The sequence below is a fragment of the Rhodopila sp. genome, from assembly GCF_965276935.1.
GTDB lineage: Bacteria > Pseudomonadota > Alphaproteobacteria > Acetobacterales > Acetobacteraceae > Rhodopila.
Genome location: NZ_CBDIBS010000004.1, coordinates 389,126 through 407,750, shown reverse-complemented (window position 1 = coordinate 407,750; position 18,625 = coordinate 389,126). Strand labels below are relative to the sequence as shown.

Sequence of the window (18,625 nt, the reverse complement as noted above, 5' to 3'; positions counted from 1 at the left end):
AGCCGCAAGGGCACACCCGACCTGCCAGACAGCCGGACGGCCGCTGTCGGCGGAGCAATCCGTCGACAGAGGAAAGTCCGGGCTCCACGGGAACACGGTGCCGGCTAACCGCCGGCGAGGGCAACCTTAGGGACAGTGCCACAGAAAACAAACCGCCCGCGCAAGAGCAGCCGGCGCAAGCCGGCCAGTTCCCGCGGGCAAGGGCGAAACGGTGCGGTAAGAGCGCACCGCGCGGCTGGTAACAGACGCGGCACGGTAAACCCCACCGGGAGCAAGACCGAATAGGGGTGGCGGCGATGGCCTGGGATCTTGCACCATGCCGAATCGCAGGGACGCTCCCGTCCCGCTACCCGGGTTGGTCGCGAGAGGCGCAGCGCGAGTTGCGCTCAAGAGGAATGGCCGTCCAGCCTCGCAAGGGGTGGACAGAACCCGGCTTATAGGCTGTCTGGCATTTTCCTGGTACGCTCTTCGCCCCGTGGGCGCGTGAAGCCCACCTGAGCCTTTTGGCGCGGAGCACGCTAGCTGCGGCCGTCGTTAGGACACCATGGCGGTTGTTCCAGCCGGGTCAACCTTCGAGCCGAACGCGAACTGATACGGCTTGTTAACGCCATCGCCGATGCTCTCGTGCATCGTCACATCCTCTGGGGTTGAAGATCCACGACTGCACTCACTCTACAAGTGACCAGACGCACGCGGCAAACCGATGCCAGATGCCGTGCATCCGATTTCAGACATGCCGCGGCCATGCGACCGTTGCAAATTCAGTCATCCCAAAACCGTCCACAAGGTTGTCCACAGGAACGAGAATAGAATAATTTTTAATTTAAAACGTCCCTTACCACATTGCGCTTGGTGTGAATCGGAAGTGGGCCGTTAAGTTATTGAGGAAACCAGCAAATTCTTCCTCGGCCGAGCAGGCGTTTCGGTGAAAGTACTTGCTCCCCATCTTTTCCCATGTTATCCCAAAATTCCCCACGGCGGACCTGTCGTCCACCGTCGGGCCCAGCAGGATCCGACTGAACTCATGCCCTGGCGAATCCTGTTGTCCAAGCGGCTGCGCCTCTCTCATTCACCGATGCAACGCGACACAGGAAAGGCAGGCAGGTCCGGATGGCCCTGTTCCTCGGCACTCACCAGAACAAGCTGGACGCCAAGGGACGCGTATCGATCCCAGCATCCTTTCGTTCTGTTCTCAAACAGATGAGTCATGCCGGTGAGGACTCCGCCGTGGCCTCGCTGGTGCTGCGTCCGTCACACCAGTATCCATGCATCGAGGGCTGGACGCAGAAGGGCTTTGACGCGTTGAGCGCCCCGCTGGACGGCTTCAACCAGTTCAGTCAGGAACACGAAGATTTCGTCATGGCGCTGTTCGGCGATGCTTGTCCGGTGGAAACCGACAGGGAAGGGCGGATCGTGCTGCCGGCCGAGCTCGTGGCGCATGCCGGGCTGACGGAAAACGTGACTTTCATTGGCACCAACAAGACCTTTCAGATTTGGGAGCCGGCCGCCGGCGCGCGTCGCCAGGCCGAGGCCCGTGCGAATGTGCGGGCCGGCCAACTGACGCTGCGCAGCAGCCCGCCATCGGGCGCGGCATGAGCGGCCATGTTCCCGTCATGCTTGATCAGGTCGTGGCGAGCCTCGCACCACGTGATGGCGGCACCTATCTGGATGCGACCTTTGGCGGCGGCGGCTACGCCAATGCGGTCCTCGACTCGGCGCGCTGCACACTCTGGGCAATCGACCGCGATCCGGAGGCGATCCAGCGCGGCGCCAGCCTGGTCGCCCGCTTCCCCGGCCGCCTGCATCTGCTGCATGGGGCGTTCGGCGACATGGTGGCGCTGCTCGACACCGCCGGTATAAACGCGCTCGACGGCGTTGTTCTCGACCTTGGCGTCTCATCGTTCCAGATCGACGCCCCGGAGCGCGGATTCTCCTTCCGGTTGGATGGCCCGCTCGATATGCGCATGGCAAGGCATGGGACAAGCGCCGCCGATCTGGTCAACACCTTGCCCGAAAACGCCTTGGCGGATGTCCTGTATGAATTTGGCGAGGAGCGTGCCTCCCGTCGGATCGCCCATGCCATCGTAACGGCCCGTCTGGAGGCGCCGATTGCGACCACCGGCAAACTCGCCGCGATCATCCGCTCGGTTCTGCCGCCAGACCGCTCCGGCATTGATCCCGCCACACGAAGCTTTCAGGCGTTGCGCATCAAGGTCAATGACGAGTTGCGGCAGATCGAGCGGGCATTGCGGCAGGCGGTTCAACTGCTGTCCGCTGGCGGACGGCTTGTCGTTGTCGCTTTCCACAGTCTGGAAGATCGTATCGTAAAGCGTTTCATGACCGAACTGTCCGGACGCTCCGCCGCCCCGTCGCGTCATGATCCGCGTGGGCTGATGGCCCGCCAGCGCCCCGATTTCCGGCTGCTGACCGCGCGAGCCCTGCGCCCGACAAGCCAGGAAGCACAGGCCAATCCTCGCTCCCGCAGTGCCCGGCTGCGCGCCTTGGAGCGCATCGCCGTCTCCGCCCAACAAGGCAGTACGCCATGATCAAACCGTTGACGATCGCCACCTTTCTCATGGCCTGTGGCTCCGGCCTGTATCTCTACCAGTCGAAGCACGAGGCGCAGGTGCTCGATCGGACGATCGAGAAAACCGTTCGGGATACCGCTGCCCTCAGGGAGCAGAGCCGTCTGCTGGCGACGGAATGGACAATGATGAACGATCCCGAGAAGTTGCGCCGGTTCTCCGATACCTATCTTGGCCTGAAAGCGATAACCCCCACGCAGTTCACCAGCCTGGGAGACCTTGACAGTCGTCTGCCTCCGGTGCGGCTGCCTGATGCTTCGCCGTCGCAAGGCAACGACGAGGACGCGCCGGCCCCGGTTGCCGCCGGGTCCGTTGTTGTGCCGACCGTTGCAATGCAATCCGCTCCTGCCGCCGTCGTTGAGGACGCCGCTCCGGTTTCGCGACGGCCAGCCACCCCACCCGCTGCCCCAGCCATTCTTGCAGCCGCCCGCCCGGCGGAGCGAAGAATCGCGACTTCCAGGCCGGTCGTCGCGGATGCCGTTCCGTATTCCAGGATGGTCGCGAATACGGATCTCCGGCCTCAGGAACAGCATATGGCAGAGCAACGTTTGCCCGGACCGCGTGCGAACGATCCACATGCCGACCAGCATGCCGTGCATCCCGCCGAGACGCATGTGACTGAACTCCGGACCGCCGAGAGCCACCCGCCGACGGCTTCCCTGCTGCCTCGCCCGACAGTCCTCGCCGCCGCGCCACGGCCCGTCTCCGCCATCGCCCCGCTTCCGAGACCCGCTCCCATCCCATTCACCGGCTCATTGCTTGGTGCGGCGCGTGCATCGGGTTCTCTGCCAGTGCCGCGTCCAACACCCGTGAATGCCACGCAATGGTATAACGCGAACTGAATCGATCTTCATGAGCAACCCGCCTGACCAGGTGCCACCGCGCCACTTGCCGCTCCTGAAGGGCCGATCCGGTCGTCCAATGCCACGCGTCGGCGCGGCGCAGTCGGATGCGGTGCCGCGGATGGAGAATGTCCGGATCACGGCCCCGGATCTTGCCAGGCAGATTGCATTGGAGAAGACCCGCTGCCGTCTGGTGATCGCGGCCGGCTGCTTCACCGTGCTGTTTTCGGCTGTCCTGGCAAAGCTTGCCTTGGCGACAATCATCATGCCGGTGCTACCGCACAGGATGGCGCACGAGGTGACCGAGATCGTCGCCAACGCTCCGCCTGCCCCCATTGAAGCCACCTTGCCTGGCCAACGCGCCATGATCACCGACCGAAATGGCCAGCCGATGGCGATCTCGATCAGTACTGTCTCGCTGTTTGCCGATCCCCGCCAGATCGCCGATCCCGATGATGCCGCACGGAAGCTGGCGCATGTGCTGCCACGACTTGACGTGGCCGAAACGGTTGATCGTTTGAAGCGCGACAAGAAGTTCATCTATCTGGCGCGTGAGATCACCCCGCGGGAGGAGAAGGCGGTTAATGACCTTGGCATCCCTGGCGTCGATTTCCGCCCGACGCAGCACCGGGAATATCCGCTTGGCCGCACCGCCGCACAGGTTCTTGGCGGTGTTGACGTAGACGAATCAGGCTTCGCGGGCGTCGAGAAATATTTCGACGAACGTCTGCGCACCGATCCCGAGCCACTGCGCCTTTCGATCGATCTGCACGTGCAGGCCGCGGTGCGCGAGGAACTGATGAACGCGATGCGGACCTTCGAGGCGATCGGCGGTTGCGGCATCGTCATGGATGTGCACACCGGTGAGGTGCTGGCGATGGTCAGCCTGCCGGATTATGACGCGAACCTGGTTCGCACCGCGCCAGGGGACGACCGGTTCAACCGCGCCGTTGAAGGCCGCTACGAGCCGGGTAGCACGTTCAAGCTGCAAACCGCGTCGATGGCCCTCGACAGCGGCCTCGTCCACATCTGGGACCAGTTTGATGCGTCCCGCAACATATCGGTCGGCCGCTTCACGATCTCGGACTTCGAGGGCAAGCACCGCTGGCTGTACCTGCCGGAGGTTCTGGCATATTCCTCCAATCTCGGTGCGGCGCACATCGCCCTGACCGTTGGCGCGGAGCGTCAGCAAGCCTGGCTCCGCAACATGGGCATGTTTGACCGGATCGGGATCGAGTTGCCTGAAGCCAATCGCCCGATCATTCAGCCGGCTGCCAGATGGAAGGAACTCGTTACCATGACCGTGGGCTTTGGCCACGGTATCTCGGTCACGCCGCTGCACGTGGTGCGGGGTACCGCCGCGGTCGCCAACGGCGGTCTGCTGCCGCGGCCCACGATCCTGGCGCTTGACCCAGGGCAGGAGCCGGAGACAGTCCGCGTCATGCGGCCATCCACCTCCGACATCATGCGCCGGCTGATGCGGTTGGTGGTCACGGATGGCTTCGGCAAATCCGCGGAAGTGCCGGGCTACTACCCCGGCGGCAAGACCGGCACCGCCGAGAAGGTGACCGCGCACGGCGGCTACAAGAAGCACTCCAACGTCGCCGCGTTCATGAGCGTCTTTCCGATGAACGCACCTAGGTATGCGGTCTACATGATGTTGGACGAGCCGCACGGCAACAAGGGCACCCACGGCTATTCAACCGCGGGCTGGGTGGTCGCACCGGCCGCCGGCAAGGTAATTGCTCGCATCGCGCCGATGCTGGGCATGCTGCCGGATCTCGTGGATATGCCGGCGATCAATCAGGCGCTGGCGATTCCGTTGCAGCCGAACCGTCCCAGTGGTGTCACGGCGCGTGGACCTGCGCCGGCGGTTACCGCGGCTCGGTCGCTGACCACCAGCAAACCCGCCGTCAGCCAGAACCGCCCCGCGCTGACCGTGCCGCCGACCGTCCTTCCGCCGGCCGTCACCCAGCCGTCATCAGATCGCAGGCAGGACGCGCGCTTGCAGCCAAACCTCGCGGCCTCGCCGGTGATGACCGTGTCGACGGTAGCCTCCGTTGTTGCTCGCTGAGATCATGAGAAACCTTGCTGAAAGCCTCGGCGCCTCACACGTTCCGGTATGCCAGGCCGTCGCAAATCTCAAGCTGTCGGGCGTGACTGCCGACAGCCGTCATGTCGTCCCGGGCAACCTGTTCGCTGCGCTGCCGGGAACTCGGACGGACGGACGCGCCTTCATCGCTGACGCCGTGGCGCGAGGCGCGGTCGCTGTCCTCGCGCCACCCGGCACGGCTTGGCCGCCCGGCGTTCCGCCGCGGCCGATCATAATCGACGTTGAACCAAGGCGCACCCTCGCGCGGATCGCCGCGGAATTGGCGGGTCCGCAGCCCCGAACGGTGGTTGCGGTCACCGGCACCAACGGCAAGACCAGCACGGTGGAATTCACCCGCCAGCTTTGGCTTTCGGCCGGCGAGCAGGCGGCCAGCCTTGGGACGCTGGGGCTGATCGCACCTGGGTTCGAACCAGGCCCTGGCCTGACCACGCCGGACCCCGTCAGACTGGCGGAGGTCCTTGCCGGGTTGGCGCGTCACGGGGTCCATCGCGCCGCCATGGAAGCCTCGTCGCATGGACTGGATCAGTTTCGCCTGGACGGCGTTCGGCTGACGGCCGCGGCTTTCACTAACTTGACGCGTGACCACCTGGATTATCACGCTTCATTCGACGCCTATCGGCAGGCCAAGCTGCGGCTGTTCGAAACGCTGCTGCCGGCCGGTGCGCCGGCCATCGCCCACGCGGACATGGACCCTGCTACCCTCGCCGCCCTGCGGGAGATCGCCATACGGCGGGGCCTGGATCTGCGCACTGTCGGTGACAGCGGCGATCGGCTTCGGCTTGTAAGCGCTGCACCCCGCCCGGATGGACAGGATCTGGTTGTCTTCACGCAGGGCCGTCGACGTCAGGTTGTCCTGAACCTGCCAGGCCGTTTCCAGGCCGACAACGCGCTGATCGCAGCGGCGCTGACCGAGGCGCTCGGCCTTTCTGACGCCATCGACCGCCTGCCCCTGCTGCAAGGCGTGCGTGGCCGTATGGAGCTGGCCGCGCGCCTGCCGAATGGTGCGGCGGCCTATGTCGATTACGCGCATACGCCCGATGCGCTTGAACGGCTGCTGATAGCGCTGCGCCCTCACACGACCGGGCGCCTGCATGTCGTCTTCGGCGCCGGCGGCGACCGTGATCGCGGCAAACGCCCGCTGATGGGCCATGCCGCCGCACGCTTCGCCGACGTCTGTATCGTAACTGATGACAACCCCCGCGGCGAAGTGCCCGCGGCGATACGCGCCGCGATCCTCGCCGCCTGCCCCAAGGCGCTGGAGATCGCCGACCGCGCCCAGGCGATCGAAATGGCGCTCGACGGTCTTGCCAGCGGGGATGTCCTGGTCGTTGCCGGCAAGGGCCATGAGCAGGGGCAGATCGTCGGCGGCGCCGTGCTGCCGTTCGACGACGCCGGCGTCATCCGCGGCCTTACGGGCCAGGCGGAGGTCAGCGCGTGAGACTGCCACTTTGGACATCACGCGACCTAATCGAGGCAACCGGCGGCGTGGCATCCGTTCCGTTCAACGCCACCGGCGTGTCGATCGACACCAGGACCTTGATGCCTGGGGACCTGTTCGTCGCTCTGGTCGGGGACGGGCGTGACGGCCACGCGTTCATCGCTGACGCATTTGCCAAGGGCGCCGCCGGTGCCATGGTGCATACCGATCCCCCGCCTGGCGCGCCGGTGCTGCGGGTCCCGGTGCTGCGGGTTGATGACACACTTGCCGGCCTTGCGCGTCTCGGCGGTTTCGCGCGTGCTCGCTTCGGCAATGACACGCCGCCCGGGAAACTGGTCGCCGTCACCGGCAGCGCGGGCAAGACCACGACAAAGGAAATGCTGCGCATCGCCCTGGCGGCGTTCGCTGCCACCCATGCCGCCGTTGCCTCCTACAACAATCATTGGGGCCTGCCGCTGACCCTCGCCCGCATCCCGCGCAATGCTGCTTACTGCGTGGCGGAAATCGGCATGAATCATGCCGGGGAGATCGCGCCGCTGGCCCGGCTGGCTCGTCCGCATGTCGCGGTGATCACGACGATCGCCAAGGCCCATGTCGGCCATCTTGGCAGCATTGAAGCGATTGCCGATGAAAAAGCCAGCATTGCCCTCGGCCTGGAGCCAGGCGGCATCGTCGTTCTACCCGCCGATTCCGGGCAGCTTCCGCGGTTGCGCGCCGCCGCCGGCCAGGCCACGGTCATGACCTTCGGCATCAATCCGGCTGCCGACGTCCGGCTGCTGCATGCCGAAGCCGACGCTGACGGGTCGTTGATCCATGTCGCCGTCTTCGGCCGCACCCTGTCGCTGCGGCTGAATGCACCCGGGCAGCACATGGCAATGAATGCGGTCGTCAGCCTCGCCGCCATCGCCGCGCTGGGACTGAACCCGGCGGAGGCGGTCGGCGCCCTGGAATCGTTTGAACCCGTCGTTGGCCGGGGCGCACGCCGCATCCTGGCGATCGGCCAGGGATCCGCCCTGCTGCTGGATGAAAGCTACAACGGCAACGGCGCCTCAATGCGTGCGGCGCTCGACGTGCTGCGGTTGCAGCCGGCCAAACGTCGGATCGCGGTTTTGGGCGACATGCTGGAACTGGGTGCGGACGGACCCGCGGAACACGCGGATCTGGCGGAGACGGTAGCCGCTTCAGTCGACTGCCTGTTCACCTGTGGCCCGCTGATGCGAACCCTGTTCGACAAGGTCCCGCCCGCACTGCGCGGCGCCCATGCCGCTGATGCGCGCGATCTGGCAGACGTTGTGGCCGGCCGTATCGCCAACGGTGACGCGGTCCTTGTCAAAGGCAGCCTGGGCAGCCGGATGAAGTGCGTGGTCGAGGCAATCGAGGCAGCGGCCGCGGGGGACGGATGATGCTCTACATCGTTTTCCGGCCGCTCGCCGACGAGTTCATCTTGTTCAACCTGTTCCGCTACATCACCTTCCGCGCCGGCGCCGCCTGCCTGACGGCGCTGATCGCCAGCCTTCTCCTCGGCCCCGCCGTCATCCGCTGGTTGAAATTGGTACAGCGGCAGGGGCAGCCAATCCGGCCGGATGGACCGGCACGGCATCTGGTCGAGAAGAAAGGGACACCCACGATGGGCGGCCTGCTCATCCTCGGCACATTGACCATCTCGACCTTGCTGTGGGTGGATTTGCGCAACGGCTACGTTTGGGCGGTGCTGTTCGTCACCCTGGGCTACGGTGCGCTGGGGTTCTGCGACGACTACCTGAAGGTGACCAGGCGCAACACGCACGGTGTGCCGGGTCGAATGAAGCTGTTTGTCCAGGCCGCCGTGGGCTTCACCGCCGCCATCTGGATAACCTCGCTGGCACGCGGGCCGCTCGGCACCGCCTTGACTGTCCCCATCTTCAAGGAGGTGGCGATTCCGTTGGGCTATTTCTTTCCGGTCTTCGGCACGCTGGTGATGATGGGGGCGTCCAACGCGGTGAACCTGACTGATGGTCTCGATGGCCTGGCAATCGTGCCGACCATGATCACCGCCGGTGTCTTCTCCCTGATCGCTTATCTGGTCGGCAACCGCATCTTCGCCGACTACCTGCAGCTCAACCCGGTGGTCGGTGCCGGCGAGCTGGCCGTCTTCTGCGCAGCCCTTGTCGGCGCCGGCATGGGGTTCCTCTGGTACAACGCACCGCCGGCGGCCGTCTTCATGGGCGATATCGGCAGCCTGGGTATCGGCGGCGCACTGGGTGCTGTCGCGATGGCAACCAAGCACGAGATCGTGCTGATGATTGTCGGCGGCCTTTTCGTTGTTGAGACGGTGTCGGTCATTATTCAGGTGTTCTGGTACAAGCGCACCGGCCGACGCGTCTTCCTGATGGCGCCACTGCACCATCACTTCGAGAAGAAGGGCTGGGCGGAACCCACCATCGTCATCCGCTTCTGGATCATTTCAATGATCCTCGCGCTGGTCGGTCTGGCGACCTTGAAGATCCGATGAGCGCGTTTCCGTCCTCGATCTTCAGTGGCAGACGCTTCGCCGTTGTCGGTCTCGGCAAGAACGGGCTACCCGCTGCCCAGGCCCTGACCGCCATGGGTGCCAACGTCGTTGCCTGGGACGACAATCCCGCCGCGCGCGCCGATGCCGCGGGGCTGGATCTGCGCGATCCCGCGGATAAGGAATTTGATTTTGATGCCTTGGTGCTGTCGCCTGGCATCCCGCACCGGTTGCCGGAGCCGCACCCGATCGCGACGCGGGCGATCAAGGCGGACGTGCCGATTCTGTCCGACACGGAATTGCTGTTCCAGGCCGTGCGAGCCGCCGGTTCGCGGGCGAGGTTCGCCGGCATCACCGGAACCAATGGCAAATCCACTACCACGGCATTGCTGGCGCACATCCTGAACACCGCCGGCATCCCTGTCGCCGCCGGTGCCAATCTCGGTCCGCCCGCGCTGTCCTTGCCGTTGCTGCCACATGATGGAGTGTACGTGCTTGAAATGTCCTCCTATATGTTGGAGCGACTCGTAACGTTGCGGTTTGATGCGGCCGCGATGCTCAATCTCAGCACGGACCACATTGACCGTCACGGCGACATGGCCGGGTACGCCATGGCGAAACGCGCGATCTTCGATCGGCAGCTTGCCACGGACCTCGCGGTGATCGGCATCGACGACCCAAATTCCCGCGAAATGGCCGCCTGGCTGACAACCCGCCCAGCCCAGGTGGTCTACGTGTCGGGCGTTTGGAGGCCGTTCCGCCTTGGTCCAGCGCTGCCCGGTTCGCATAACGCGCAAAACGCGGCGGCGGCGGTCGAGATGGCGCAATTTTTGGGCGCATCCAATGTGGCTATCGAGGCGGCGCTGCTGACTTATCCCGGCCTGCCGCACCGGCAGCAGCGCATCGTTACCTCTGATGGCGTCACGTTCGTGAACGACAGCAAGGCGACGAATGCCGAGGCCGCGGCATGCGCGCTGGTCTGCTACGATCGGCTGATCTGGATCGCCGGCGGCATGGCCAAGGAAGGCGGGATCGAGCCGCTGCTGCCGCTGTTCCCCCGCATTGCCCGCGCCTTGCTGATTGGACGGGACGCGCCGGTTCTGGCCGCCACCCTCGCCCGCCACCACGTCCCCTTCGACATCGTGGGAAGCTTGGATGCCGCCGTCCCCGCTGCCTTCAATGCCGCCCGCGCCACCGGAACGCCCGTCGTGCTGCTGTCGCCGGCCTGCGCGAGCTGGGATCAGTTCACCGGATACGACCAGCGTGGCGACCGCTTCGCCGCCGCCGCCCGTGCCCTGCATGCGGGAGACGCCTGATGTCCTCCCTGTCGCGCGCGGATGATTCTGTGCTGGGCCGCTGGTGGTGGAGCATCGACCGCTGGATCCTCGGCGCGATCGGCGTGCTGATCGGCTTCGGCTACATCATGATGCTGGCCGCCAGTCCCGCCGTCGCGGAGCGCATCGGCACGTCGCGAGAAACCTTCATCCTGAAGCAGGTCGTGTTCCTCGCGGTGGCTCTGGTGATCATCCTTTTGGTGTCTCTGATGTCGCCCCGGGACATCAAGCGCCTGGCCATCGCCGGCTGCCTGGTGGCACTGGCGCTGACCGCCGCGACCATGGTCATGGGCGTCGAGATCAAGGGTGCCCGCCGCTGGATTTCGCTGCCCGGCATGACTATCCAGCCAAGTGAGTTTCTGAAGCCATGCTTCGCCGTCGTTGCCGCATGGCTTTTGAGCAGTGCCCGGAAATCACCGCGCTTCCCCGGGCGGTTGCTGGCCTTCGGCGTGTTCGTGCTGATCCTGCTGCTGCTGAAGTCGCAGCCGGACATCGGCATGCTGGCGGTGGTGACCGCGGTATTCCTGGCGCAGCTCTACATCGATGGTCTGCCGCTGATCCTGGTGGGCGCGGCGATCGGAATGATCGGCGGCGGCTCTGTCCTGGCCTATACCATATTTCCGCATGTGCGCAGCCGGGTAACCCGCTTCTGGGACGGCACCGGCGACAACTACCAAGTAACGACCGCGCTGGAAGCCTTCGGCAATGGCGGCCTGCTCGGCCGCGGCCCAGGCGAGGGCCATGTCAAGGACGTGCTGCCCGACGCCCACGCCGACTTCGTCTTCGCCGTCGCCGGTGAGGAATTCGGCATGCTGATCTGCGTCATCATCCTGTCGGTCTTCGCCTTCATCGTGATGCGCGGCCTGCTGCGGCTGCTGCGTGAGCAGGACCCGTTCATCGTCCTGTCCTGCACCGGCCTCGTCACCGGCTTCGGCCTGCAGGCGCTGGTCAACATGGCCTCGACCCTGCATCTGATCCCGACCAAGGGCATGACCCTCCCGTTCATCTCCTACGGTGGATCATCGGTCATCGCGGTCGCCCTGGGGATGGGCATGCTGCTGGCACTGACCCGCCGTCGTAGTCGGGACGAGCCGCCATGAGGGGACCGGCCGTGCAGCCCATCGTCATCGCCGCCGGCGGGACGGGCGGGCACTTCTTCCCAGCCGAGGCGCTCGCCGCCGCACTCGCGGCGCGTGGGCATCGGATCGTGCTGATGACCGACGCCCGCTCGGCCGGCCTGACCAGCGCGGTGTTCGCGGGCCGGGAGCAATACGTTCTAAGCGGTGCCGGGATTGCCGGGCGCGGTGTAGCGCGTGGTGCGAAGGCGATGCTCGGCCTTGCCGCCGGCGTCGCCCAGGCACACGGCGTCCTCGGCCGTATCGGCGCCGCCTGCGTCGTCGGCTTCGGCGGCTATCCCTGTGTCGCGCCGGTGTTGGCATCTCATCTGCTGCGGAGCAAGCCTAGCGTGATCCTGCACGAACAGAACGCGGTGCTGGGACGGGCGAATCGCTTCCTGGTCACCCGCGCCGATGTACTGGCGCTGAGCTTTGCCGCGACCGAGCGGGTGCCGGCCAGGGTGCAAGCGGTGGAAACCGGCAATCCGGTCCGGCCGGTAGTCGGCGCGCTGCGACGGACCATCTACACGGCGCCGAATGAGCGGATTGCGCTTCTGGTACTCGGCGGCTCGCTGGGTGCGCGGGTTCTCAGTGATGTCGTGCCGGCGGCACTCAGATCATTGCCCGAGACGTTTCGTGCGCACGTCACGGTAACTCAACAGTGCCGAGCGGAGGATCTGGAGAGGGTGGCAGCGGCGTATGCGGAGGCAGGCATCACGGCGGAGCTTTCTGCATTTTTCCCTGATGTCGCGGCACGGCTGGCGGCGGCGCATCTGGTGATCGCGCGAGCCGGGGCATCAACCGTCGCCGAACTGGCGGTCGCCGGCCGCCCGGCGATCCTGGTGCCGCTGCCCGGTGCGATCGACGACCATCAGTCCGCCAATGCACGGGTTTTGGCGCATGCCGGTGGCGCGTGGGTCATGCCGCAATCGCATTTCACCCCCACTGCGCTGGCAGACCGCCTGATGTGCCTGCTGTCCGATCCGGTCAGCCTCGCCGCCGCCGCCGCCGCCGCCCGGGATCAGGCCCGTCCCGATGCGGCGGACTGTCTGGCCGACCTCGTGGAAGCCCGCATCCCGCAGCCCGCCGTCGCGCCGGGAGACCGCTCATGAGGGCACTGCCGCTTTCGATCGGCACGATCCACTTCGTCGGCATTGGCGGCATCGGCATGTCCGGCATCGCCGAGGTGCTGCACAACCTCGGCTACGCGGTACAGGGCAGCGATATTGCCGAATCGACCAATGTCCAACGCCTGCGGGATGCGGGCATTCCTGTGATGATCGGTCACGACGCCGGCAACCTCGGGTCAGCGCAGGTCGTCGTCGTCTCCACCGCGGTCAAGCGCGACAATCCGGAGGTCGCGGCGGCCCGCGCCCGCCTTGTCCCGGTGGTGCGGCGGGCGGAGATGCTGGCGGAATTGATGCGGCTGAAATGGGCCGTCGCGGTCGGCGGCACGCACGGCAAGACCACCACCACCAGCCTGATCGCCACCGTGCTGGAAGCCGCGCACCTCGACCCGACCGTGATCAACGGCGGCATCATCAATGCCTATGGCACCAACACCCGCCTGGGCAGCGGCGAGTGGATGGTGGTCGAGGCCGACGAGAGCGATGGATCGTTCCTGCGGCTGCCGGCGGTGATCGCGGTGGTCACCAACATGGACCCGGAACATCTGGACCATTGGGGCACACCGGAGGCAATGCTCGCGGGCTACGACCAGTTCGTCGCCAACATCCCGTTCTATGGCTTCGCCGTGCTGTGCATCGACCACCCGGCGGTGCAGCAGATGATCCCCCGCCTGTCCGATCATCGCATCATCACCTACGGATTTTCGCCCCAGGCCGATGTCCGGGCGGAGCGGGTGATGCCGGACAAGCTGGGCTCGACGTTCGAGGTCACCGTCACCGACCGCGCCCGCAACCGCTCTCGCCGCCTCGGGCCGTTCCGCCTGCCGATGCTGGGCGCTCACAACGTGCAGAACGCCCTGGCGGCGATCGCTGTCGGTATCGAGATGGAAATCGACGACGCAACGCTGCGTTCGGCGTTTCTTGGCTTCAAGGGCGTCAAGCGCCGCTTCACCAAGATCGGCGAAGCCGCCGGCATCACCATCATCGACGACTACGGTCATCACCCGGTAGAGATCGCCGCCGTGTTGAAGGCGGCTCGCCAGGCCGGTGCGCGCGATGTCGTGGCCGTCGTGCAGCCGCATCGGTACTCCCGGCTGCAATCGCTCTTCGCCGAGTTCTGCACCTGCATGAACGACGCCGGCACGGTGATTGTCGCCGACGTCTATGCCGCCGGTGAGCAGCCGGTTCCGGGCATCACGCGCGATGCGCTGGTGGAGGGGCTGCGTGCCCGTGGTCACCGAAGTGTCGTGGCGCTGCCAAACCCTGGAAGACTGGCCGAGATGGTACATGCCATCGCCCGATCCGGCGACTATGTTGTCTGTCTCGGCGCCGGATCGATCACGCAATGGGCCGCCGCGCTGCCGGCGGACCTCGCCGCGCTGCAGACCGGCGGCACCAGGCGCGCCGCCGGCGGTGCGGCATGATGGCTGCGCCACATATCCCCGGTCTTGTCGGATCGCTGCCGAAGCTGCGCGGCCGCTCGCAGGCGGACGCCCCGCTGGCGCCGTTCACCTGGTTTCGCGCGGGTGGCCCGGCGGACGTGCTGATACGTCCGGCGGATACCAATGACCTGGCGGCCTTTCTGGGAGCGCTCCCGCATGACGTGCCAGTGCACGTGATCGGCGCCTGCTCCAACCTGATCGTGCGGGATGGCGGGCTGCCCGGCGTGACCATTCGGCTGGCACGCGGGTTTTCCACCATTGCTCAAGACGGCGACGGGATGATCGCCGGCGCGGCGGCACTGGACGTGACAGTCTCCGAACACGCTGCGGCGTCCGGATTGACCGGCCTCGAATTCCTTTCTGGCATTCCCGGCTCGATCGGTGGCGCGGTGGCGATGAACGCTGGCGCCTACGGTGGCGACATGGCGGCCGTGCTGGATTGGGTCGAGATCGTGACGCGCACTGGCGACCAGCGGCGCCTTGCCGCGGCTCGTCTGGCCTTGGCCTATCGCCATGCCACAATGCCCGCCGGTGCCGTTGTCACGCGGGTTCGGCTACGCGGCATGCCGGGTGCATCCGGCCTGATCGGCGCCCGCATGGCCGACATAAAGGCGGCGCGAGAGGCATCTCAGCCGATCCGGTCTCGTACCGGCGGGTCCACGTTCCGCAATCCGGACGGCATGAAGGCCTGGGAATTGATCGAAACTGCGGGCTGCCGCGGCCTGACCCGCGGTGGCGCGATGGTGTCCGAAAAACACTGCAACTTCCTGATCAATACCGGCAACGCCACCGCCGCCGATATCGAGGGCCTGGGCGAGGAAGTTCGGCGTCGCGTGTTCGCCGCGACCGGAATCAGACTCGACTGGGAAATCCGCCGCGTTGGCATCCCGGCGGGCAAGCCGGAGGTCGTGGCCCATTGCGCGCGGGACGTCGTGGCCCATGGCGTGCGGGAAATCATGCCATGACCCGTGTCGCGGTCCTGTACGGCGGCATCTCCGCCGAACGCGAGGTCAGCCTGTCCACCGGGGCGCAGGTGATCGCCGCCCTGCGGCAGTCAGGTTTCGAGACCGACCCGATCGACGTCGGTGCCGATCTTGGCGCGGTGATTGCCGCATTAATGCCGAAGCCCGACGCCGTGTTCAACGCGCTGCATGGTCGTTTCGGCGAGGATGGTGCCATTCAGGGCGTGCTGGACTGGCTGGGCATCCCCTACACCCATTCCGGCGTGCGCGCCTCGGCGTTGGCGATGGACAAGGCGGCCGCGAAGGCACTGTTCATTGCCGCCGGACTGCCGGTCGCGCGTGGCCGGATGGTGTCGATCGCGGATTTGGAAACCGCCGACCCGATGCCGCTGCCTTATGTGGTCAAGCCGGTCAACGAAGGCTCTTCGGTCGGGGTCGAGATCATCCGCGGCGGCGACAACCGACGTGCCGATATCGCCCGCGCCTGGCGATTTGGCATCTCCGCACTGGTTGAGGAATATATCCCAGGCCGCGAGCTGACCGTGGGCGTGATGGGCGATCGTGCGCTTGCGGTAACCGAGATCCTTGCCGTCGCCAACAGCTTCTACGACTACGAGTCGAAATACGCCGACCATGGATCACGGCACATCATTCCGGCAGCAGTACATCCCGATACCTATGCGCGGGCGATGGACGTCGCGGTCGCAGCGCATCGCGTGCTTGGATGCCGAGGTGCCTCGCGCTGCGATTTTCGTTACGATGATACCATTGAAGATCCTGGCCGTCTGGTTCTGCTGGAAATCAACACGCAACCGGGCCTCACTCCGACATCATTGCTGCCGGAACAGGCGGCGCACCTGGGCATGAGCTTTCCGCAGCTTTGCACCTGGATGGTGGAGAACGCTGCATGCCGAGCGTGAGGCGTTCTCCACGCAATTCAGTAAACGATCGGCCGGCGGGCTGGCGCCTTCTGCTGCGCCGGCAGCGTGGCCTGGTCAGGCCGGTGGCCTGGATCGCTTTGGCAGCGATCGCCGGAATGCTGATTGTGTTCATCGGACATTCCGCCGCACCGGGCCACTCATTGACCAGCTTGCGCGACCGTCTCGGCAGCGCAACCGCGGCCACCGGGTTGCGGGTGAAGGACGTCGTGATCGAAGGCCGCGCCAACACGCCGGAACCGCTGTTGCGGGCAGCCGTCGGTGTCCGCAAGGGCGACCCGATCCTCGGCTTCTCGCTGGAGCAGGCAAGGGCGCGAATCGAGACCTTGTCCTGGGTGGAGCATGCGACGGTGGAGCGCCGGCTACCCAACACCGTGCTGGTCTTCCTGCAGGAACGCCGGCCCTTCGCGATCTGGCAGAATCAAGGAAAATACGTGCTTGTCGATCGCGCCGGCCAGGTGGTGGCCGATCAGGACGTCGCCGAGTTCCGCCAACTTCCCCTGATTGTCGGTCAGGGTGCCCCTAGCGCGGCGGCCGGACTTCTGGACGCTCTGGCTGATCGCCCATCATTGGCGGCCAAGGTCGTCGCCAGCGTCCGTGTCGGCCAGCGGCGCTGGAACCTGCGGATGACCAATGGCACCGACGTCATGCTGCCGGAAGGGCACGAGGTCGCGGCGATGAATCGGTTGTTGCAGCTTCAGCAGGACCATGCGGTGCTCGATCGGCCGCTGCTGGCAATCGATCTGCGCCTGCCCGACCGGCTGGTGCTACGCCCCCGGCCGGCGCCGGACGATGCCGACGTCGTGCCGCCGTTGCCACCTGCCGCGTCATCGCCTGCCGCGTCGTCACCGGCCACGCTTCCCGTGGTCGGAAGGAAACCTACCTAGGAGCACGAACGGATGGCTGACAATCCTCGTCGCGTGCTTCCGCCCGCGGAAACTGGCCCCCTGGACTTCGAGGCGCCGCGGCATCATCGGACCGCGCCGTTCGGCGTGCTGGACATTGGCACGACGAAGATCGCCTGCCTGATCGGCCGGACTGAAAGCGACGGGACGTTGCGGGTGCTGGGGTTCGGTTGGCAGAAGGGCAGGGGCCTGAACAGCGGCGACATCACCGACCTGGAGGCGGCGGAGAAGGCCATCCGCGCCTGCGTCGGCCAGGCCGAGGACATGGCGGATACCCGCCTGCGCGCGGTGACCGTGAACCTGACCTGTGGTCAGCCGGAATCGCGGCTGTTCAACGTGCAATGGCCAATCGGCGGTCGAGCGATAACCGGCAACGACATTCGCGGCGTGGTGAGCGAAGGCCGCAGCAGGGCGGAGGTGGATGACCGCGAGGCGATCCATGTCCTGCCGCTGAATTTCGCCGTTGATGCCACCGATCATGTCGTCGATCCGCGCGGCCTGTTCTGCACCACGCTGAACACAAGGTTGCACATAATCGATGCGGTCTCGACTGCGCTGCGCACCATGGAAGCCTGTATCAGACGTTGCGACCTCGACATCGAGGATCTGGTGTCCGCGCCGCTGGTGGCAGGGCTTTCAACCCTGGTGCCGGAAGAGCGAGACTTGGGCGCCACGATCATTGATATGGGTGGCGGCACGACCAGCCTGGCGGTGTTCGCCGACAACCAGATCATGCACACCGCGCAGCTTGCCATGGGTGGCCTGCATGTGACCCGGGACCTCGCCATCGGGCTGTCGACCACCCTTATTCACGCGGAACGACTGAAGACGCTGTACGGCAATGTCGAGGTCAGTCCGGATGATGATCGCGAGCTCTTGCCGGTGCCCTTGGTGGGTGAGGAGGACCACCAACTGGCAAAGGTCCCACGCAGCATGGTGGTGAATATCATCAGGCCACGGCTGGAAGAAACCTTCGATCACATCAAGGACCGGCTCGATCGCGCCGGCATGGCGCGGGCGGCCGGCAATCGCGTGGTGCTGACCGGTGGCGCCTGCCAGCTTCCTGGCGTGCGCGAAATGGCCGCGCGCATGCTCGGTCGTCAGGTGCGCCTGGGGCGTCCTGCGACGTTGCGTGGCCTGCCTGAACTTGCCTCGGGTCCCGCCTTCGCCACAGCCGCCGGTCTGCTGTCCTGGGCAGCCGGCGACGGCCGAACCTTCCAGGACATCGATTTGCAAGGTGAACCACCAGTCGGATTGTTCCGGCGGCTGGTGAATTTTCTGAAGGAACGTGTCTGAACCGCCGCGAATCGACGTATTCGTTGTAATATCCACTCAC

At 65.8% G+C, this 18,625-nt stretch carries 15 protein-coding genes and 1 other RNA gene; all 16 read left to right on the top strand.

Features of this window, described 5'->3' with window-relative positions; translation table 11 throughout:
- The first annotated feature begins 24 nt into the window (after positions 1-24).
- Positions 25-453, top strand: an RNA gene (rnpB, locus tag ACQY4S_RS18240) — RNase P RNA component class A.
- A 657-nt stretch (positions 454-1,110) separates the two neighbouring features.
- Complete coding sequence (gene mraZ, locus ACQY4S_RS18235) at positions 1,111-1,596, top strand: division/cell wall cluster transcriptional repressor MraZ (RefSeq protein ID WP_428486647.1); 486 nt, start codon at positions 1,111-1,113, stop codon at positions 1,594-1,596.
- On the top strand, positions 1,593-2,546 hold the full coding sequence (rsmH, locus tag ACQY4S_RS18230; protein WP_428486646.1) for a 16S rRNA (cytosine(1402)-N(4))-methyltransferase RsmH: 954 nt from the start codon (positions 1,593-1,595) through the stop codon (positions 2,544-2,546). The genes mraZ and rsmH overlap by 4 nt, the downstream gene beginning before the upstream one ends.
- On the top strand, positions 2,543-3,427 hold the full coding sequence (gene ftsL, locus ACQY4S_RS18225; RefSeq protein WP_428486645.1) for a cell division protein FtsL: 885 nt from the start codon (positions 2,543-2,545) through the stop codon (positions 3,425-3,427). The genes rsmH and ftsL overlap by 4 nt, the downstream gene beginning before the upstream one ends.
- 10 nt (positions 3,428-3,437) lie before the next feature.
- On the top strand, positions 3,438-5,501 hold the full coding sequence (locus tag ACQY4S_RS18220; RefSeq protein ID WP_428486644.1) for a penicillin-binding transpeptidase domain-containing protein: 2,064 nt from the start codon (positions 3,438-3,440) through the stop codon (positions 5,499-5,501).
- A 4-nt stretch (positions 5,502-5,505) separates the two neighbouring features.
- Entirely contained in the window at positions 5,506-6,978 is a 1,473-nt protein-coding gene (locus ACQY4S_RS18215) for a UDP-N-acetylmuramoyl-L-alanyl-D-glutamate--2,6-diaminopimelate ligase (RefSeq protein WP_428486643.1), read from the top strand.
- Positions 6,975-8,381, top strand: a complete 1,407-nt coding sequence (locus tag ACQY4S_RS18210; RefSeq protein ID WP_428486642.1) for a UDP-N-acetylmuramoyl-tripeptide--D-alanyl-D-alanine ligase — start codon at positions 6,975-6,977, stop codon at positions 8,379-8,381. Before ACQY4S_RS18215 ends, ACQY4S_RS18210 begins: the two co-directional genes overlap by 4 nt.
- On the top strand, positions 8,381-9,469 hold the full coding sequence (mraY, locus tag ACQY4S_RS18205; RefSeq protein ID WP_428488450.1) for a phospho-N-acetylmuramoyl-pentapeptide-transferase: 1,089 nt from the start codon (positions 8,381-8,383) through the stop codon (positions 9,467-9,469). The genes ACQY4S_RS18210 and mraY overlap by 1 nt, the downstream gene beginning before the upstream one ends.
- Positions 9,466-10,782 carry a UDP-N-acetylmuramoyl-L-alanine--D-glutamate ligase gene (gene murD, locus ACQY4S_RS18200; RefSeq protein WP_428486641.1) on the top strand — a complete coding sequence of 439 codons (1,317 nt, stop codon included), beginning with the start codon at positions 9,466-9,468 and terminating at the stop codon, positions 10,780-10,782. The genes mraY and murD overlap by 4 nt, the downstream gene beginning before the upstream one ends.
- Complete coding sequence (locus ACQY4S_RS18195) at positions 10,782-11,900, top strand: FtsW/RodA/SpoVE family cell cycle protein (RefSeq protein WP_428486640.1); 1,119 nt, start codon at positions 10,782-10,784, stop codon at positions 11,898-11,900. The genes murD and ACQY4S_RS18195 overlap by 1 nt, the downstream gene beginning before the upstream one ends.
- The gene (gene murG, locus ACQY4S_RS18190; protein WP_428486639.1) at positions 11,897-13,027 is read left to right on the top strand and encodes an undecaprenyldiphospho-muramoylpentapeptide beta-N-acetylglucosaminyltransferase; all 1,131 of its coding nucleotides are present in this window, start codon (positions 11,897-11,899) and stop codon (positions 13,025-13,027) included. The genes ACQY4S_RS18195 and murG overlap by 4 nt, the downstream gene beginning before the upstream one ends.
- Positions 13,024-14,466: a UDP-N-acetylmuramate--L-alanine ligase gene (murC, locus tag ACQY4S_RS18185; RefSeq protein ID WP_428486638.1), complete on the top strand. Its 1,443-nt coding sequence runs from the start codon at positions 13,024-13,026 to the stop codon at positions 14,464-14,466. The genes murG and murC overlap by 4 nt, the downstream gene beginning before the upstream one ends.
- Entirely contained in the window at positions 14,463-15,449 is a 987-nt protein-coding gene (murB, locus tag ACQY4S_RS18180) for a UDP-N-acetylmuramate dehydrogenase (RefSeq protein WP_428486637.1), read from the top strand. The genes murC and murB overlap by 4 nt, the downstream gene beginning before the upstream one ends.
- A complete protein-coding gene (locus ACQY4S_RS18175) occupies positions 15,446-16,366 on the top strand; it encodes a D-alanine--D-alanine ligase (protein WP_428486636.1) in 921 nt (306 codons plus the stop codon). The genes murB and ACQY4S_RS18175 overlap by 4 nt, the downstream gene beginning before the upstream one ends.
- Positions 16,354-17,271 carry a cell division protein FtsQ/DivIB gene (locus ACQY4S_RS18170; RefSeq protein WP_428486635.1) on the top strand — a complete coding sequence of 306 codons (918 nt, stop codon included), beginning with the start codon at positions 16,354-16,356 and terminating at the stop codon, positions 17,269-17,271. Before ACQY4S_RS18175 ends, ACQY4S_RS18170 begins: the two co-directional genes overlap by 13 nt.
- 12 nt (positions 17,272-17,283) lie before the next feature.
- Positions 17,284-18,585, top strand: coding sequence for a cell division protein FtsA (ftsA, locus tag ACQY4S_RS18165; protein ID WP_428486634.1), 1,302 nt, complete (start codon positions 17,284-17,286; stop codon positions 18,583-18,585).
- The last annotated feature ends 40 nt before the right edge of the window (positions 18,586-18,625 follow it).

Bases quoted from the DNA above. Each gene is read 5' to 3' on its own strand.
- mraZ (WP_428486647.1), top strand. From the start codon at position 1,111: ATGGCCCTGTTCCTCGGCACTCACCAGAACAAGCTGGACGCCAAGGGA.
- rsmH (WP_428486646.1), top strand. From the start codon at position 1,593: ATGAGCGGCCATGTTCCCGTCATGCTTGATCAGGTCGTGGCGAGCCTC.
- ftsL (WP_428486645.1), top strand. From the start codon at position 2,543: ATGATCAAACCGTTGACGATCGCCACCTTTCTCATGGCCTGTGGCTCC.
- ACQY4S_RS18220 (WP_428486644.1), top strand. From the start codon at position 3,438: ATGAGCAACCCGCCTGACCAGGTGCCACCGCGCCACTTGCCGCTCCTG.
- ACQY4S_RS18215 (WP_428486643.1), top strand. From the start codon at position 5,506: ATGAGAAACCTTGCTGAAAGCCTCGGCGCCTCACACGTTCCGGTATGC.
- mraY (WP_428488450.1), top strand. From the start codon at position 8,381: ATGCTCTACATCGTTTTCCGGCCGCTCGCCGACGAGTTCATCTTGTTC.
- murD (WP_428486641.1), top strand. From the start codon at position 9,466: ATGAGCGCGTTTCCGTCCTCGATCTTCAGTGGCAGACGCTTCGCCGTT.
- ACQY4S_RS18195 (WP_428486640.1), top strand. From the start codon at position 10,782: ATGTCCTCCCTGTCGCGCGCGGATGATTCTGTGCTGGGCCGCTGGTGG.
- murG (WP_428486639.1), top strand. From the start codon at position 11,897: ATGAGGGGACCGGCCGTGCAGCCCATCGTCATCGCCGCCGGCGGGACG.
- murC (WP_428486638.1), top strand. From the start codon at position 13,024: ATGAGGGCACTGCCGCTTTCGATCGGCACGATCCACTTCGTCGGCATT.
- murB (WP_428486637.1), top strand. From the start codon at position 14,463: ATGATGGCTGCGCCACATATCCCCGGTCTTGTCGGATCGCTGCCGAAG.
- ACQY4S_RS18175 (WP_428486636.1), top strand. From the start codon at position 15,446: ATGACCCGTGTCGCGGTCCTGTACGGCGGCATCTCCGCCGAACGCGAG.
- ACQY4S_RS18170 (WP_428486635.1), top strand. From the start codon at position 16,354: ATGCCGAGCGTGAGGCGTTCTCCACGCAATTCAGTAAACGATCGGCCG.
- ftsA (WP_428486634.1), top strand. From the start codon at position 17,284: ATGGCTGACAATCCTCGTCGCGTGCTTCCGCCCGCGGAAACTGGCCCC.